14 protein-coding genes and 3 tRNA genes are annotated in these 15,355 nt (G+C 43.4%); 16 read left to right on the top strand and 1 reads right to left on the bottom strand.

Features of this window, described 5'->3' with window-relative positions:
- Window positions 1-68 precede the first annotated feature (68 nt).
- The 6 genes from ACMN7X_RS13080 (at window position 69) to ACMN7X_RS13055 (ending at window position 3,988) form a co-directional block, all read left to right on the top strand.
- On the top strand, window positions 69-2,081 hold the full coding sequence (locus tag ACMN7X_RS13080) for a thioredoxin domain-containing protein (protein WP_418747903.1): 2,013 nt from the start codon (window positions 69-71) through the stop codon (window positions 2,079-2,081).
- Between the two features lie 101 nt (window positions 2,082-2,182).
- Window positions 2,183-2,254 (top strand) — tRNA-Glu (locus ACMN7X_RS13075).
- A 141-nt stretch (window positions 2,255-2,395) separates the two neighbouring features.
- Window positions 2,396-2,728 carry a NifU family protein gene (locus ACMN7X_RS13070; RefSeq protein WP_418747902.1) on the top strand — a complete coding sequence of 111 codons (333 nt, stop codon included), beginning with the start codon at window positions 2,396-2,398 and terminating at the stop codon, window positions 2,726-2,728.
- Window positions 2,729-2,739: 11 nt separating this feature from the next.
- Window positions 2,740-3,000, top strand: coding sequence for a hypothetical protein (locus ACMN7X_RS13065; protein WP_418747901.1), 261 nt, complete (start codon window positions 2,740-2,742; stop codon window positions 2,998-3,000).
- 18 nt (window positions 3,001-3,018) lie between these two features.
- Window positions 3,019-3,852 (top strand): DUF6076 domain-containing protein, encoded by an 834-nt coding sequence (locus tag ACMN7X_RS13060; protein WP_418747900.1) that lies wholly within the window; start codon window positions 3,019-3,021, stop codon window positions 3,850-3,852.
- A gap of 63 nt (window positions 3,853-3,915) precedes the next feature.
- A tRNA-Ala gene (locus ACMN7X_RS13055) sits at window positions 3,916-3,988 on the top strand.
- Between the two features lie 160 nt (window positions 3,989-4,148).
- Here ACMN7X_RS13055 and ACMN7X_RS13050 read toward each other — a convergent pair.
- Window positions 4,149-4,231, bottom strand: a tRNA-Leu gene (locus tag ACMN7X_RS13050).
- 185 nt (window positions 4,232-4,416) lie between these two features.
- Here ACMN7X_RS13050 and ACMN7X_RS13045 point away from each other — a divergent pair.
- From ACMN7X_RS13045 to ACMN7X_RS13000, 10 genes are all read left to right on the top strand, one after another.
- Complete coding sequence (locus tag ACMN7X_RS13045; RefSeq protein WP_418747899.1) at window positions 4,417-5,067, top strand: MerR family transcriptional regulator; 651 nt, start codon at window positions 4,417-4,419, stop codon at window positions 5,065-5,067.
- Window positions 5,048-5,359: a YbjQ family protein gene (locus tag ACMN7X_RS13040; protein ID WP_418747898.1), complete on the top strand. Its 312-nt coding sequence runs from the start codon at window positions 5,048-5,050 to the stop codon at window positions 5,357-5,359. The genes ACMN7X_RS13045 and ACMN7X_RS13040 overlap by 20 nt, the downstream gene beginning before the upstream one ends.
- A 108-nt stretch (window positions 5,360-5,467) precedes the next feature.
- Window positions 5,468-6,148 carry a phosphatase PAP2 family protein gene (locus tag ACMN7X_RS13035; protein ID WP_418747897.1) on the top strand — a complete coding sequence of 227 codons (681 nt, stop codon included), beginning with the start codon at window positions 5,468-5,470 and terminating at the stop codon, window positions 6,146-6,148.
- Window positions 6,149-6,440: 292 nt separating this feature from the next.
- Complete coding sequence (locus ACMN7X_RS13030; protein ID WP_418747896.1) at window positions 6,441-7,877, top strand: MBOAT family O-acyltransferase; 1,437 nt, start codon at window positions 6,441-6,443, stop codon at window positions 7,875-7,877.
- Window positions 7,878-7,895: 18 nt separating this feature from the next.
- Window positions 7,896-9,284 (top strand): DHHW family protein, encoded by a 1,389-nt coding sequence (locus ACMN7X_RS13025; protein WP_418747895.1) that lies wholly within the window; start codon window positions 7,896-7,898, stop codon window positions 9,282-9,284.
- 79 nt (window positions 9,285-9,363) lie between these two features.
- Window positions 9,364-9,699 carry an anti-sigma factor family protein gene (locus tag ACMN7X_RS13020; protein WP_418747894.1) on the top strand — a complete coding sequence of 112 codons (336 nt, stop codon included), beginning with the start codon at window positions 9,364-9,366 and terminating at the stop codon, window positions 9,697-9,699.
- A 19-nt stretch (window positions 9,700-9,718) separates the two neighbouring features.
- Window positions 9,719-12,337, top strand: coding sequence for a DNA polymerase I (polA, locus tag ACMN7X_RS13015; RefSeq protein WP_418747919.1), 2,619 nt, complete (start codon window positions 9,719-9,721; stop codon window positions 12,335-12,337).
- Window positions 12,338-12,382: 45 nt separating this feature from the next.
- Window positions 12,383-12,970, top strand: a complete 588-nt coding sequence (coaE, locus tag ACMN7X_RS13010) for a dephospho-CoA kinase (protein ID WP_418747893.1) — start codon at window positions 12,383-12,385, stop codon at window positions 12,968-12,970.
- Between the two features lie 283 nt (window positions 12,971-13,253).
- Window positions 13,254-14,432: a cell wall hydrolase gene (locus ACMN7X_RS13005; RefSeq protein WP_418747892.1), complete on the top strand. Its 1,179-nt coding sequence runs from the start codon at window positions 13,254-13,256 to the stop codon at window positions 14,430-14,432.
- A gap of 133 nt (window positions 14,433-14,565) precedes the next feature.
- The gene (locus tag ACMN7X_RS13000; RefSeq protein ID WP_418747891.1) at window positions 14,566-15,345 is read left to right on the top strand and encodes an MBL fold metallo-hydrolase; all 780 of its coding nucleotides are present in this window, start codon (window positions 14,566-14,568) and stop codon (window positions 15,343-15,345) included.
- Window positions 15,346-15,355 lie beyond the last annotated feature (10 nt).

Genomic DNA, 15,355 nt, shown 5'->3' with positions numbered 1-15,355 from the left:
TGGGCATATATAAAGGGAGCGATACTGTAAATGGGTATCGCTTTTCTGATTAAATGAGGAGGCGTTTTATGTCAAATCGATTGAAAAATGAAAAATCCCCCTATCTTTTGCAGCACGGGGAAAATCCGGTGGACTGGTATCCATGGGGCGATGAAGCTTTCAGAAAAGCTTTTGATGAAAATAAACCCGTGTTTTTAAGTATTGGTTATTCGACTTGTCATTGGTGCCATGTGATGGCCCATGAATCTTTTGAAAATGAAGAAGTGGCGGCGTTGCTCAATAAAGAATTTGTATCCATTAAAGTGGACAAGGAAGAACGGCCGGATATCGATGCCGTTTATATGACTGTGTGCCAGACGGTTACAGGGTCCGGCGGATGGCCGCTGACAGTGATCATGACACCGGAACAGAAGCCCTTTTTTGTGGGGACCTATTTCCCTAAAAATAGCCGTTACGGCCGGCCGGGATTGATGGAGATTCTCAGAGAGGCAGCCTTATTGTGGAAAAATCAGAGGAAGGATCTGGAAAACAACGGAGAAATGCTGGCGGACGCTGTTCGGCGCAGACATCAGAGTTTGGCGGTTTCAGCGGATAAATTGGATAAAACTCTGTTGGCCCGGGCATGCACAATGTATTTGCGGCAGTTTGACTGGAAGTGGGGAGGTTTTGGCACAGCGCCAAAATTTCCGGCGGCCCATAATCTTTTGTTTTTAATGTGTTATGGCAGATCAGAAAATAATGCTGCGGCGATAAGAATGGTTGAAATGACGCTGGAGGCTATGGCCAAAGGGGGAATCTGCGACCATATCGGCGGGGGTTTTTCACGGTATTCGACGGATGATCAATGGCTTGTTCCTCATTTTGAAAAAATGCTCTATGACAATGCCCTGCTTTTGTGGGCTTATGCGGAGGCTTACCGTCTGACAGAAAAAAGCGTGTACCGGGATGTGGCCCGGGATACGGCGGATTATATGCTGAGAGAATTGTGGGGCGAAGGCTTTTACTGCGGTCAGGATGCGGATAGTGATGGCATTGAGGGGAAATATTATGTTTTTACTCCCGGGGAGATCAAGTCTGTTTTGGGTGAAAAAGATGGAGAGAAATTTTGTGATTTATATAATATGACGGCACAGGGCAATTTTGAGGGAAAAAGTATCCCAAACAGGATAGGAAAGGATTTGACGGATAACTTGGATTCAAAGGAACATAAAGCCTGGAAAAAGAAATTGTACGATTATCGCCTGAAGCGTACAAAGCTGCATAAAGACGATAAGGTTTTGCTCTCCTGGAATGGCTGGGCGATGATTGCTTTAGTGAGGGCCGGAGATATTCTGGGTGAACCGTCCTATATTGATGCGGCAGTCAAAACGGAAAAGTTTATCAGGGAAAAGATGACGGATAAAAATAACCGGCTCTTTCTGCGTTACAGAGAAGGTGAGACAGCCAATGTCGGTCAGCTCGATGATTACGCGGTGTATACTTTGGCGCTGATCGAATTATATGAGAGTACTTTTGACATCGAATATTTGGAAGAAGCTCTTTTTCGGGCCGGGCAGATCAGAGCCCTTTTTGAGGACCGTGAAGAGGGCGGGTATTATATGACGGCAGCGGATGGGGAAGTGCTCATTTCCAGGCCGAAGGAAACCTATGACGGCGCAGTACCGTCGGGCAATTCGGTGATGGCCATGGTTTTGCGGCGGCTGGCTTTTCTGACGGGAGAAAAAGAGTGGCAGGAGGCGGCAGACAGGCAGCTGCATTTTTGTGCCGGAGAACTTTATGAATATCCGACCGGTTACAGTTTTGCTTTGCTGGCTTTATCCGCGTCCCTTTATCCTCATAAAGAGCTTGTCTGCACAGTAAAAGAAAATGCTCCGGAGATGTTGAAACATTATTTGAAAAAGTACCCGGCGGAAGAAATCAGTGTGCTTGTTAAGACGGAGAAGAACCGTGAAAGACTTACAAAATGCGCGCCTTTTACAGCCGGATATCCGGTGCCGGAGACGGAAGCAAGGTATTATCTTTGTGAAAACGGGACATGTCAGATGCCGAGGACACTTGAAGAGATTGAAAAATACCTCTAAAATATGTAAAACAACTAAAAATGGGATTTTTTGAATTTTTTGTAAAAAAAGCTTGATTTCTTTTCCAACATGGTATAGAATAAACAAGTCGGTATGACTAAGGCCTGTTGGTCAAGCGGTTAAGACGCCGCCCTCTCACGGCGGAAACAGGGGTTCGATTCCCCTACAGGCTATCAGCTATTATAAAAATAGCCCAACCCCATAAAACACCGGAATCGGATGGTTCCGGTGTTTTTTGATGTATAAAAACTTATATGCGGAATTGTTGAAAAAGTGTTTAATGCCACTGGTATTTTTATCCGGATTATATTAAAATGATAATGTACAGTGTAATTATTGTCAGGAAAAAACAGATTGGAGTTGAAACGATGGAAGTGATTGAACGAATTCATCAGGTGATCGAGACATCGGTGCGCCCCTATCTCCAGGGACACGGGGGCGACATAGAGATTTTAGATTTTACAGACGGCGTTTTGAAATTTAAATTAACCGGTATGTGTTCAAATTGCCCATCCTCCTTATTTACGACAGAGGATATAGTAAAAAAAGAAGTTATGGAACAGGTAAAAGAAGTGAAAGAGGTACGCCTTGAGGCCGGTGTCAGTGATGAGATGATTGATTTTGCCAAAAGTTTGCTGAGACATTAATGAGGTGACCTATGGTTTTTGGAGTGAAATATTGCGGAGGATGCAATCCGAGATATAATCGCACCTCCTTCTTCGACACAGTAAAAAAACGTTGTCCGGAGACAGAATTTCAATATGTTCAGCCGGAGACAGTATATGACCATCTGCTTGTCATCTGCGGCTGCCCTTCGCGGTGTGCAGATATATCGAAGATACAGGTGGACGGGGATATATTTAATATTTCGGAAGAAAGTCAACTGGAACAATTAATTATGGAGATAAAGCAAAGATAAATATTGGAGGCAGGACGGATGTTAAGAGAAACAGAAAAGAATTACACACATGTTTATTTGGATTTGACGGATGAGATTATCTATTTTCATTCCACATCTGTTCCGTGCCGTCTTGGAAAAAGTCTTTTGGACTTTATTTATATGGATTTGAAAAAGGCCTTCCTGCAGGTGGAAACTGTGAGGGAGATTCATCCTTATTTTTCCTCCTGGAGTGACGAGGGCATACAAATGCTGATGGCGAAGACGGAAGATAATGAAACGGCTTCCGGTTTAACGCCGGGGCGGATGGAAGAACTTCAGAATATTTATAAAAAGCTTCTGGATGCGTTGATTCATGGCACGTCGGAGATGAATGAAGAGGCGACCCATTATTTTTTGCGTCATCCTTTTTACTCCAGCGGTACACTGGTAAATCAGACGGTGAAAAATGAAAACAGGTGGATAATAGACTATTTTCTGATGGGTTTTGAAGACTGCCTTATGTGTGAGCTTGTGGAAATGCTTCGCCGCCATCAGATTATCAAAATCTGCAAGAACTGCGGACGGTTTTTTATACCAAAACGGAGCAATGTAGACTATTGCACCCGTGTTTTTTCCGGTGACGGAAAAACATGTTCCGATGTGGGATATACGAAAACATTTGCCAAAACGGTTAAAAAGGATGAACTGCTCCAGGCTTATACACGGGCTTATAAGGCCCATTATGCCCGTATGACAAAGCCGAGGAAAAAGGCGGCAAATATGAGCCGGGAGGAATTCGAGGCGTGGTATAAAGAGGCAAAAGAAGGACTTGAATTGGCCCGACAGGGTAAAATAGACGCGGAAGAGTATAAGACGTGGCTGAAAAAATAAGGAAGAAAAAATTGGAAAAATCCCATTGTCACTTTCGGATGACAGTGTTATAATAGGACAGAAGGGGCATTAGCGCAGTTGGGAGCGCGCAACATTCGCATTGTTGAGGCCACGGGTTCGAGTCCCGTATGCTCCATTTCTGAAGAAAGCTTGAAAGTATTGTATTTTCAGGCTTTTTTTATTTCTGTAATTTTGAAAAGCGGTATGGGGTGAAGAGTAATCAAAGTAATCAGACCGTAAAAAAAGAAAAATCCCGGAAACCCAGTAAAATCAAGGGTTCAGGGACTTTTAAGTTATGCCGGCAGCGGGACTTGAACCCGCACGTGGTTGCCCACAACAGATTTTGAGTCTGCCTCGTCTGCCATTCCGACACGCCGGCTTGTTAAACACAAGTGATATTATACGAGATATTTTTTGATTTGTCAACAAAATTATGAATTTTCTTTATAGTATGTTATAATGAACTTATTCATGCAGAGGAGGGTTTTACAAAATTTTAAAATAGGGCTTGACCTTCCACAAGGTAGAAGGTGTATGTTTCTTTTGTCACAAGGAGGTATTGGAATGAGGATCAATGAAGTGGAGCAAAGAGTAGGCATCACGAAAAAGAATATTCGTTTTTATGAGCAGCAGGGATTATTAAAACCTGAAAGAAATGCCCAGAATGGTTATCGCGAATATTCGGAGGAAGATTTGCTTTTGCTTCAAAAAATTAAATTGCTTCGAAAACTTTCCATTCCGATTGAGGAAATCCGAAAAATAGAAACGGGGGCTCTGACAATGGAAGATGCACTTCGCAGACATCGCATTTCGTTGGAAAGAGAGCAGAAGAATGTGGAGGAAATGCAGCTTTTTTGTCAGATGCTCATAGATCATGAAGTTCGATTTTCAACAATGGACGCTTTGGAATATTTGGAGAAAATGGAGCATATGGAAAAGGAGGGGACCCGTTTTATGAATATACAGGCAAAGGACCGTAAGCATAAATTTTTTGCGCCTTTGGTCATGGCTGTTTTAATGGTCGCCTTTATGATAGCTATTGTCTGGACTGTTTTATGGGCGTATGCGATAGACCCGATGAACCGTCCGCCGATGCCTTTTATGATTATTGTGACAGTTATTCCAATAGTTATCATTATCGGCGTTTTATGGAATTTATGGAAACGTTACCAGGAAATTAAAGGAGGAGAAGAAGATGTTGCTTCTAAGTATTAATTATGTGCCGGATAAGAAAATAGAGGCTCTGGGGCTGGTAAAGGGGAATGTTGTCCAGTCCAGCCATCTGGGAAAGGATATTATGTCCGGCCTGAAAACCGTTGTTGGCGGCGAGATCGCCGGATATACGGAAATGCTCAATCAGGCCCGTCAGATTGCCATGAAGCGGATGGTTGATGAGGCTGAAAGCCTGGGAGCGGATGCGGTGATCAATATCCGCTATGCTTCCGCATCTGTGATGAGCGGCGCTGCGGAAGTCATTGCCTATGGCACAGCCGTTAAAATACTGTAATTTTAATGAACTTTCTTAAAATTCACTTAAGATGCTTGATATTAGAAATTCGGAGTGCTATAATGCCCTAAAGATGGCGATGAGGTTTTTTAAGAAAGTGTGAGGATTATGGCAAAAAAAGATTTTTTGAAAAAATATGGACCAAAACTTCTCGTTCCATTATATATGGTTTTTTATATGGTATCATTTTACTGTCTTGAAAACCGTGCAAACTATCGTTTTCATGTGATTCATTCAAGCTTTGATAAGATGGTGCCCTTCTGTGAATATTTCATAATTCCTTATTTTTTATGGTTTCTCTATATAGGCGTGACGGTTATATGGTTTATGTTTAAAAATAAAGATACAAAGGAATATTTGCAGTTGATTTTTAATCTTGGTATCGGGATGACTGTGTTTATTATTGTTTCCTGGGTTTATCCGAATGGGCATCTGCTTCGCCCGGTTGTATTCCCGAGAGAGAATATATTTACCGATATGGTTCGATTACTTTACAGTATGGATACGCCGACAAATATTTTGCCGAGTATTCATGTTTATAATTCAATCGCCGCATTTATCGCGATCGCAAAGTGTAAGGCATTAAAGAGCAAGCCGCTGGTTGTCGGCGGGGCCTTCATTTTGACAGTGTCCATTATCGCTGCGACAATGTTTTTAAAGCAGCATACGGTGGTGGATGTCGTACTTGCGCTGGCATTGAATGTGGTTGTCTATCTTCTGGTATACCGCCCGGCGGACAGCAGAGTTCTGGTTCACGGGAGGGAATATTCGGGAGTTGAAGAATCCTGAAAAAGTAAATCGGTCTGAGCAATTCAGACCGGTTTTTCTTTTATTCATATTTCACAGTTTTTATAAAAAAAATCGCAGAAAGTTGCCAAATCTTTTTTGAAATTTGGTAGCTTTGCCTTGTTCAAAAAGCTGATTTTCGTTAAAATGTTACAAATATATTAATTTCGCTTTTTTCCCCGGTTTTTACTTGAATAATAAAATTAATCATATTAAAATAATAAAGACAGACGACATTTTCGGAGAATATTCGACATAAATTTTCAGGTAGTTGGGTTGTTTTGGAGGGAGTATCTTGGTTTTTTCAAGTTTATTGTTTATATATTTGTTTTTTGCTGTGACCATGTTCGTTTATTGTTATGTAGGAACGATTCAAAAAAAGAACGTGGTCTTATTAATTGCGTCATTGATATTTTATGCATGGGGAGGACCGAAATATCTGATCCTTTTGCTGGTCATGGCTTTGATCAGCTGGTTTTTTGCGATTCAGATTCATCATTTTCGCAAAAGTCCGGCATTAAAGCGCGTGTGCCTTGTGCTTGGCGTCGGCCTTCAGCTGGCTCTGCTCGGATATTTTAAATATGCGGGATTTATTCTGGAAAATGTGAAAAGAATAACCGGAGTCCCGGAAGTGATACCGGAAATTGTACTTCCTATCGGAATTTCTTTTTACACGTTCCAGCTGATCTCCTATGTGGTGGATGTCTATCGGGAAGAAGTGGCACCGCAAAAAAAATATTGGCTGGTACTTTTGTATTGCAGCCTTTTTCATCAGTGTATTGCCGGCCCGATCGTTCGTTATAAGGATGTGGCCCGGGAGATTGAACACCGCAGGCCTAAAATCCCGGAAATCGGACGGGGGATCAACCGTTTTATCATCGGGCTTGTCAAAAAAGCGGTATTTGCAAATTCCTGTGCACAGATTGCGGATACATTGCTTCCGGAGGCGATCATACCTTTTAATTCTGTGCCGGCCCTGGGACTGTGGCTCGGCGCTTTGATGTATATGCTCCAGATTTATCTGGATTTTTCGGCTTATTCGGATATGGCTATCGGTATGGGACTTATGGTCGGCTTTCATTATAAAGAAAACTTTAATTATCCCTATATATCTGACACGGTAACGGAGTTCTGGCGTCGATGGCATATTTCGCTGAGCAGTTTTTTCAGGGATTATGTGTACATACCGCTGGGCGGGAATCGCAAAGGGGCCCGGCGAACGATTTTCAACTTGTTTATTGTCTGGGCGCTGACCGGTCTCTGGCATGGAGCGAGCTGGAATTTCGTACTCTGGGGACTTTATTATTTTGTTTTTCTCGTGTTGGAGAAGCAGGTACTTTTGAATAAATTAAAGCGTCTTCCGAAAGCTGTTAATCACATTTATACGTTGGTTGTCGTTTATTTTGGATGGATCATTTTCAAATTCACAGATCTGTCACGCATTGGTCTTATGCTCAAGGGAATGTTGGGCTTGAATCATAATGGCTTTATGAACATGGAAGTGGCAGTGACATTTAAAAACAATATTTTCTTCATTATTGTGGCGATCATCGCATGCACGCCATTGGTTTCCAATGGGTATAAATGGATGTGCCGCAAATGTAAGACAGTTGCTCTTTTAAAATATTTGCGCCGAGTTATTGAGGTTGCCGGTCCGGTTGTGCTTTTGCTGCTGGCAACGATGGCTTTGGTCGGCAATAGTTATAACCCGTTTTTGTATTTTCAATTTTAAAAGGAAAGTATCAGGTTTATGGAAAAGAGAAGAAAACGTAAAAAGAAAAAAGACTATAAATATACAAAATATAAAATCTATGCATTTTCGGCCGCTTTAATTTTGATGGCGGTGGTGGCGTTAATTATTCCTCTTCGTCCAAAAGAATCCACGGTCGAAAAAAGAACGTTGACAAAATTTCCGGCATTTTCCGTTCAAAGCTTTTTGAATGGAGAATTTCTTAATGGAGTCAGCACCTGGTATGCGGATACCTTTCCTTTCAGGGAGGCTCTGCTGTCCGGAAATACCCGTTACAGAGGTCTTTACGGAATTCGGAATAATCAGATTCATGGCTCGATTCAGGCGGCGGACGCGGTTCCGGCGAAACGTATATCGCTGACAGATATTATTCTTCCGAATATTCAGCGGAATATGGAGAGCGTGCAGGAAGCTATGCGGGAAGCCGTGTCTACCCAGCAGGCGGCGGATGCGGCTAATGGCGGTGTGAAGCGGCGTCAGATCAAGAGTGTGCCTGAGCAGGTGGGGACAGTTTATGTGGCTGATGATACGGCGTTCAGTCTCTATGGATTTACTCAGGATGCGGCCAATCAGTATATTGACGCAGTTAATGTGCTGGCAAACAAGGTGGACAGTGATGTGACGGTTTATGATATTGTTGTTCCGATCAGTACGGGGATTTATCTGGATGAAAAGCTCCAGGAGGAATTGGGCTGCAGTGATGAACAGGCAGCGATTCAGTATATTTATGATAATATGGACGATAAAGTTGTAACGATCGATGCGTTTACTGCCCTGAAAAACCATTCGGATCAATATCTGTATTTTCGGACGGATCATCATTGGACAGCGCTTGGCGCATATTACACCTATTGTCAGCTCATGAAGGAAAAGGGGATAACGCCGACGCCTTTGGGAGAATATGAGACGATGGTTTTTGATAATTTTATTGGCACCCTTTATGCAGCGAGCAATCAGACGCCGGCGTTGGCTGAAAATCCGGATGTTGTCACGGCTTATATTCCGTTGGCAACGAATAAGATGGCTTATACGGATCTGGATGGAAATGTGATTGATTATGATATTATATATGATGTTTCCGATTGGAACCCGGATTCGAAATATAATTGTTTTATTGCCGGGGATCAGCCGTTTGAGGAGATTCATAATCCGAATATGAGTGATGGAAGTTCCTGTGTTGTTATCAAGGAATCTTTCGGTAACGCATTCGTGCCGTTTTTGGTTGACCATTATGAAACGGTTTATGTGGTGGATTACCGGTATTATCCGGAGGGATTAACGGCTCTGATACGGGATAAAAATATAAAAGATGTTATATTCTTAAATAATATTTCTGCGGCCACAACGTCTTCTCTGGTCAGCAATATTACAGAAATTGTCAACTATTAATTTACAGAAAAAGATACCGGAGAAGTTTTCGGTATCTTTTTTTTGATAAATGGTATACACTAAGAACAGGGTAATGTTTATGGATTGTATCGAAGTACAGGGATTGATGAATCAGTTTATTGATGATAAGCTGGATGAAAAAACATTGACGGAGTTTTTGGAACATGTGAAGCATTGTCCCTCCTGTTATGATGATTTGGAAGCAACTTATACGGTGATGGCCGTTCTGCGGCTTTTGGATGATGAAGAGGAAACTCCGGAACTGTTGAGAGCGCTGGACCGCCGAATCGAGGAAAAAGAAAACTGGCTGAAACAGCAGAGGCGGAATCGTTTTCTGAAAAAAGTGGTTGGACTGCTGGCAGGTCTGGCAGCGGTGTTCCTTATTTTCAGTATGATCATGTTTGGAATTGGATAGTAATGAAAGGAATTGGATGATGAATAAAAAAGTTGTTTTGATTGACGGCCACAGTATTTTGAATCGGGCCTTTTATGGCGTGCCGGTGTTAACAAATTCGGAAGGCCTGCACACCAACGGTATTTACGGCTTTCTGAATATTATGTTTAAGGTGCTGGATGAGGAACAGGCCGGAGGACTTATGGTTGCTTTTGATTTAAAAGCGCCGACTTTTCGTCATAAAATGTATGAAGCCTATAAGGGAACACGTAAACCGATGCCCCCGGAGCTTCACGAACAGGTGCCGGTTTTGAAGGATGTCCTTCAATCCATGGGGATTCCCATTGTCACAAAAGAGGGCTATGAGGCGGATGATATCCTTGGAACGCTGAGCCGGGTATGGGAGGAACGGGGATATGATGTTGCGATCATTTCCGGGGACAGAGATCTTCTTCAGCTGGCAACGAAAAAAGTAAAAATCAGCATACCGAAAACAAAAGCCGGCGGTACTCAGGTGGAAAATTATTACGCGGAAGATGTTCTGGCAGCTTATCAGGTAACTCCGACCCAGTTTATTGATCTGAAAGCTTTGATGGGCGATACCTCCGATAATATTCCGGGGGTACCGGGGATTGGTGAAAAGACGGCAACAAAAATCATTACAGCGTATGGAAGTATTGAATCGGCCTATGAGCATGCGGATGAAATTAAACCGGCGCGTGCGGCAAATAATTTAAAAGAACATTATGATATGGCGGTTATGAGTAAAAAGCTGGCGACGATCGATACTCATGCTCCGATTTCGATTCCGAATGAATTGGCGGGGCTGGAGCATATGTATTCGGAGGATGCTTATCAGATGATGAAACGGCTGGAATTTAAAAATATTTTAAGTCGATTTAATCAGGAGAAAGTCGCAGTTCCCGTTTTATCCGCGGCAACAGAGATTCGGGATGAAAATGAACAGCGCCGGAAAGTTTTTGAGGCTATGAGCCGGAGAATGATCAGTCTGTATCCGATTTGTCAGGATGATATATACGGTTTGGTTCTGGCTTACGGGGAAGAGGCCTTTTGGATGCCTGCAGAGTCGGAAGAAGCTTTGAAGGATATGGCCGGATGGTTTGACGGACATCCGGAAATGGCTGTTTTGGGATTGAAAGCGGGGCTTCATTATTTCCCGCTTGCGGAATCGAACAATATACTTGATGTAAGTCTGATGGCTTATCTGCTCAATCCTTTAAAGGATTCTTATGATTATGATGATATCGGGCGGGATTATCTCGGATTAACGCTTCCGTCAAGGGCAGATTTATACGGTAAGAAAAAATTGTCCGAGATTTTGTCCGAGGATAAAAAGAAGGCGATGACCTGGCTCGGCTATTATGCGGCTTTGCCGTTAAAGGCTGCAGATATACTTAAGGATGAGCTTGAGAGGGAAGGTATGTGGACACTTTATCAGGAAGTGGAACTGCCGTTGAGCTTTTCCCTTTATCGGATGGAGAGGGAGGGGATTCGCGTAAAACGCGAGGCCCTGAAGGATTATGGGGAACATCTGGTTGGAAGAATTCAGGAATTGGAGCAGGAGATTTATGCTTTGGCCGGAGAATCCTTTAATATTCTTTCGCCAAAACAGCTTGGCGTTATTTTATTTGAAAAATTGCATTTGCCTTATGGTAAAAAAACAAAGACAGGCTATTCCACATCGGCGGCGGTACTGGAGAAATTGCAGGATGAAGAACCGATTGCCCGGCTTGTACTGGAATACCGGCAGCTTACCAAGTTAAAATCGACTTATGCGGACGGCCTGGCGAACTTTATTTCTGAAGATGGCAGAATCCACGGAAAATTTCATCAGACAATTACTGCCACGGGAAGGATCAGCAGCACGGAGCCGAATCTCCAGAATATTCCTGTGCGGGTGGAACTCGGGCGGCGGATCCGGAAGGTTTTTGTGCCGAGAGAGGGCTGTGTGTTTGTGGATGCGGATTATTCCCAGATTGAACTGCGCGTTTTAGCCCATATGTCGGGAGATGAAAATCTGATCGAAGCTTATAAGCAGGCAGAGGATATTCACCGCATGACGGCATCCCAGGTGTTCCATACACCGCTTGAGGAGGTTACAAGCCAGCAGCGAAGCAATGCCAAAGCGGTGAATTTCGGCATCATTTATGGCATCAGTTCCTTTGGACTGAGTCAGGGATTAAGTATTACGCGGAAAGAAGCTGAAGTCTACATTAAACAATATTTTGCGGCTTATCCTAAAATCAAGGCTTTTCTTGACAGCCTGGTTGCTGAAGGAAAGGAGAAGGGCTGCGTATACACATTGTTTCATCGGAAACGACCGATTCCGGAGTTGTTTTCCAGTAATTTTATGCAGCGATCCTTTGGCGAGAGGGTTGCCATGAATTCGCCGATTCAGGGGACTGCCGCCGATATTATAAAAATTGCCATGATCCGGGTGGACCGGAGACTGCGGGAAGAAGGGCTGAAATCCCGTCTTGTTCTTCAGATTCATGATGAACTGTTGATTGAGGCGGAAGCGGATGAGGCCGAACGGGTAAAACAGATCCTGCGTGAAGAAATGAGTCATGCGGCAGAACTTAAAGTACCATTGGAAATTGATGTAAATACCGGTACAGATTGGTATGAGGCAAAATAAGAGGATTAATATAGATAGAAATTAAAAAAAAGGAAAGAAAAACAGATGAAGGTTGTAGGAATTACCGGAGGTGTGGGCAGCGGTAAATCAGAGGTGCTGCGTCTCCTTGAAGAAAAATTTAACTGCGGGGTGATTCGCACGGATGATGTGGCAAGGGATTTGTGCGAGCCGGGAGAGAAGAGTTATGAATTGATCGTAAAGAACTTTGGGGAAGCTGTTCTTGACATGGATGGACGGTTAAACAGGCCGAAGCTTGCTTCGATCGTTTTTGAGGATGAGGCAAAACGACAGCTTCTGAATCAGTGTACCCACCCGCAGGTTTACGAATGGGTTCGGGAAAAAGTCCGTGAGTGGCGGACAAAAAAGGACTATTCGATGATTGCCGTGGAGGCGGCTCTGATGGATGAATTGAAGGAGATCGGCGTCTGTGAAAGTTACTGGTATGTCTATGTGAAACCGGAAATCCGCCGGGAACGGCTGCGCATTTCCAGGGGATACAGTGATGAAAAAATGGATGCGATTTTTGCTTCCCAGCTCCCTGAAGCGGTGTTTTTAAATGGGTGTGATGTGGTGATTGACAACAATTTTGACCTCGAAAATGTAGAAAAACAGCTAAAATCCCTGTGCAAATAGCACCAAAGTGGAGAATAAGTTAAAAAATGTTGATAATTTTTTACAAAAATATTAACAAAAAATATTAAAAATCACGAAAAAACGAAATAGAAATTTAATAAAATCTGCGGATTTTAAAGGAAAAGTACAATATATAGGGAATATGCAATAAAAAAAGTCGAAATCTTGTGCAGATACCCTTGATTTGACAAGAAGTTCATATTCTGATAAAATACGGCTTGTATGAAACACTTATACCGAATGTGTCTGCTGTGCGGTCACATTGAAAGTAAAGAGGTGAAATATGGGTAAGAAATTACGAAATGTCATGCTACATATGATTGGTACAGTGATGACAGCCTCGCTGATATTTGGCAATGCGGTATGTGTATTTGCTGAAGAAACAAAGCGTGAGGAAAGCACTGAGACTGTATCGGATGCGGAAATGACACCGAATTCAGAAAAGCTTGTTTCCCAAAAGGCACCTGAGGTTGGACTAAAAGAGGCAACACTGAATAAGACCGATGTTTTGAACAGTTTGGTGGGGGTCACACGTCTGTTCTACAATGGAGAATTTTCAGGAAAGTTTGTGGTGAACACAGAACCTTATTTGGAAATTTATTCTGCGGACAATGCCGGGAGTGAAGTTGCGGGTAAGATATACCCGGCTTCGGTAGGCGTGGTTGAAGAATGGGGTCCGGAATGGACAAAGGTTTCTTCGGGCAATGTCACAGGATATATCTCCACAAAAGATATTTCGATCGGCTATGATGCCGAGATGCTGGCAAAAGAAATCGGGCACCGGGAGGTAACGGTGACGGCTGAATCTCTGAATATCCGTCAGGCGGCGGATGTGGGCAGCGATGTTGTCGCAACAGCCATTCAGAGTGAGGTTTTTCCGGTGGTTGAAAGCGGAGAAGAATGGATACAGATTGATTTTGGCGATGGCAAAGGCTTTGTGGCCAGTGAATATGTGGAAGAAAACCTAAATCTGGATGAGGCCGTATCCATAGCTGAGGAGCAGGCAAAGGCTGCTGCGGATTCGGCAGAATCGGCAGCTGATCCGGCAAATGGAGAGAAGACAGGCTCTGCTGCGGCGAGTACGACTGCATCAACACCGCTGTCTGTATCATCCGATGAAGTCTATTTGCTGGCCTGCATGGTTTATGTGGAATCAGGGGCGGAACCCTATGAAGGACAGCTGGCTGTAGCCAATGTTATTTTAAACAGGGTGAAGGATCCTCGATTTGATGATACCATTGCCGAAGTGATTTATGCACCGGGACAGTTCCCTGGCGCACATAACGGAGTTCTTGACGGCGTGCTTTATGATGGACCGAGTGAATCCTGTATGCGGGCGGCTCAGGAAGCGTTGGCGGGCGTCAATAATATCGGTGGATATTATTACTTTAATGGATATGTAGATTTATCAACCGTAAGCGAGTATCTTGTGATCGGCGGACATACATTCTACAACTATTAGAAAATAAACAAGCTGAGTATGGATCCAAAAGGGTTTTGAATGTGATACAATTTGCATTCAAGGCCCTTTTTGCTTGCCGTTTTCAGGGTTTCGTATTATAATAATCAATGGACTACAAGAGAGGAAGATGACCATGAAATTTGGCACCATTGCCAGCGGCAGCAGCGGAAACTGCTTATATGCCGGAAATGAGGAGACCCATATTCTTATCGATGCGGGAATCAGCTGCAAGCGGATATGCGAGGGACTGAAGTCTTTCGCGTTGGAGGGAAAAGATATACAGGGAATTTTAATTACCCATGAACATGCGGATCATATTTCCGGGCTCGGCGTACTTTCGCGAAAGTTTCATGTCCCGATTTATGCAACTGAGGGAACTCTGAGACAGATTTCAGAGATGGAAACTCTGGGAAAGATTGATTCGGATCTTTTTCAGCCGATTGAGGTCGGGCGGGAATTTAAGGTCGGAAATCTTTCGGTGGAATCCTTTTCAATCTCCCATGATGCGGCGGACCCGGTGAGTTTTCTTGTCCGGGATGGAGAAAAGAAATTGGGAATGGTTACGGATCTGGGCTATTATGACGAAGCCATTGTTGAACGGCTGAAAGATTCCAATTTACTTTATGTGGAGGCGAATCATGATGTACATATGCTTCAGGCAGGGCCTTATCCATATTATCTGAAGCGGCGCATTTTGGGTGAGAAGGGTCATCTGTGCAATGAAAAAGCGGCTCAGTTGGTGACTGAATTGATGAATGACCGGCTGAAGCAGGTGATTCTCGGACATTTGAGCAAGGAGAACAATTATCCGGATCTGGCATTGGCCACAGTAAAAAATGAAGTGGAGGATTCGGTAAAAGTGGAGGTAGCACCGAGAAGCTATGCAGGACATTTATTTGACCTGGCGCTATAGGAATATAGGA

The organism is Frisingicoccus sp. (genome assembly GCF_048388605.1).
In the GTDB taxonomy this organism is placed as follows: Bacteria; Bacillota; Clostridia; order Lachnospirales; family Lachnospiraceae; genus Frisingicoccus.
Note: the sequence above shows the minus strand (reverse complement) of the source record. Positions and strands in the feature narration are given on the sequence as shown.